Annotated in this window: 2 protein-coding genes; one reads left to right on the top strand and one right to left on the bottom strand. The window is 41.9% G+C overall.

Annotated features, from left to right (window positions below; translation table 11 throughout):
- The coding region (locus tag NTU69_12725) for a hypothetical protein (protein ID MCX5804369.1) at nucleotides 1-247 on the bottom strand (247 nt) is incomplete at its 3' end.
- Nucleotides 248-685: 438 nt separating this feature from the next.
- Here NTU69_12725 and NTU69_12720 point away from each other — a divergent pair.
- Nucleotides 686-1,792, top strand: coding sequence for an ISL3 family transposase (locus NTU69_12720; GenBank protein MCX5804368.1), 1,107 nt, complete (start codon nucleotides 686-688; stop codon nucleotides 1,790-1,792).
- Nucleotides 1,793-2,080 lie beyond the last annotated feature (288 nt).

Genomic DNA, 2,080 nt, shown 5'->3' with positions numbered 1-2,080 from the left:
TGACCCGGTTTTTCACTTTCTGGGCCAGGGACTTAAGAAAGTGCATCTTTACAACAGGAATCTTGAAGATCTTCTTACACTCGAAGGCTACGCGGGAAGGGGTAAGCGCCGGTTTACCCTCGAATCTGGCCTCCATCCACTTCTCCAGCTCATTTCTGTATCCGCCATAGCCGCTTCTTGAGGTTTTCGGATCGACGCCCTTGCAGACGTATAGATAAAAAAAACACTCGGCAACAATCTTCTCCAAGAATTCTCCATTGTCTTTTTCGCTTTCGACAATGTTTTTGACAAGAGACAACTTATCTTCGTCGGATTCCGGGGGAAAAATCGACAACAGTGTTTGGTTATCAGCATTGCTCTTAAGTACGGTTTTAGAAAATCAGATTATTATGGACGGTTTCTTGGGTTCTTTCTTAAATAAAGTGCAACAATCTTTCTAACCCATGAGAATTATATACCAATAAGCAAAAAGCACCGGTTACAATGAAAACTGGTATAATTTTGGTTCACCCAACCAAGAATACCAGGGAGTAACCGATGCATGTACATGGTATCAAAAAACTCATAGATATTCCAGAGTACAAAGTAACCAAAGCTTCTCTTATCGATAGAGAGATACACATTCATTTAGAACCATATAAAAGAAACAGGGCTGTTTGTTTGTTCATATTGTGGGGAAACACACATTACCGGATACCATAGCAGTCAATGGACCAAGGTAGAAGACCTTCCCATCAGCGGGAAAAGGGTCTATCTCCATATATGGAAGAGAAGATATCGATGCCCCCATGATGGGAAAATCCATACAGAGGAAATACCATGGCTCAAGAAATGGGGACGGGTGACAAAAAGATTCGCTGAGCATGTAAGCAGACTCACTGCAATTACTACTAATCAGGAAGCAGGCTGGTTCTTAGGTTTAAATGATGAAGCAGTCTATAGAATAGATAAAGAAATCCTGGAAGAAAAGGCAAAAGATATACTCTCTCCACCTCCTGCCGCTATCCATATCAGTGTAGACGAAGTAAGCTATCAAAAGTATCACCGCTATCTCACCAACGTCATTGATACGGACAGGAAGCTTCTCATATGGAATGAAAAGGGGAGGAAATCAGAGGTATTAAATAAATACTTCCAGGGTATAGGGGAAGATAACTGCACAAAGATAGAATCAGTGGCATTAGATGGAGCACGACATTATATAAGTTCCAGCATCCACTATGCGGTAAACGCCCTTATTGTCTATGATAAGTTCCATGTCATGCAAAAACTGAATAATGCCGTTGATGCAGTGAGGAAACACGAATTACGGAAGGCCAGGATAGAGAAGGATGATGAGTTGGTAGAACTCATCAACTGTAAGCAACGGTTTATCCTGTTTAAGAAAAAAGGGAATCTCACTGCCCGACAGACTTCATACCTCACCCAATTATGTGAGCTGAATGAACCTATATACAGGGCCATGTTATTGAAAGAGAGCTTTTTAACAGTCTATTCCTGTAAGGATGAAGCCGAGGCGAGAACAGTATTGCACAACTGGATTCAAGAAGCAGCCTCCAGCACCATGGAATCATTTATAGCACTGGCGAATAGCTTTACTGACAAGATGCAGTATATCCTCAACTGGTTTAAGAAGAAAGTAAGCTCTGCTATCTCCGAGGGGTTCAACAACAAGATCAAACGACTGAAACGGATGGCATATGGTTATAAAGACATTGACTACTTCCGGTTAAAAATCCATCAACATTGTGGACTCTTAAACCCAAGACTTAACCCTATAAATGCAACTTAAATAAGAAAGAACCCAATTTTGGGGGACTTGGGGAGGGAATTGGAGACCATCCGGGGCAGCCACATCAGCAGGTTGTCAAGGAACATTCTACTACGTGGATCGCTATTACCGACAGAAAGACAGCACAAACCACTCTTTGGTCAAAATCTCGCTTTCAGGAAGCTATACGTAACAAAAGTGATTGACCATTAGAACCGCTAAAGGTCATTATCTAACCTGCTTTTTCTCAAGAAAAAGGAGGAGAAATGACTCAAGCAAGGTCGATTGTCAGTACGCCGCTCAGTCGTG

The sequence above is a fragment of the Pseudomonadota bacterium genome, from assembly GCA_026388215.1.
Classification (GTDB): Bacteria; Desulfobacterota; Syntrophorhabdia; order Syntrophorhabdales; family Syntrophorhabdaceae; genus JAPLKF01.
Note: the sequence above shows the minus strand (reverse complement) of the source record. Positions and strands in the feature narration are given on the sequence as shown.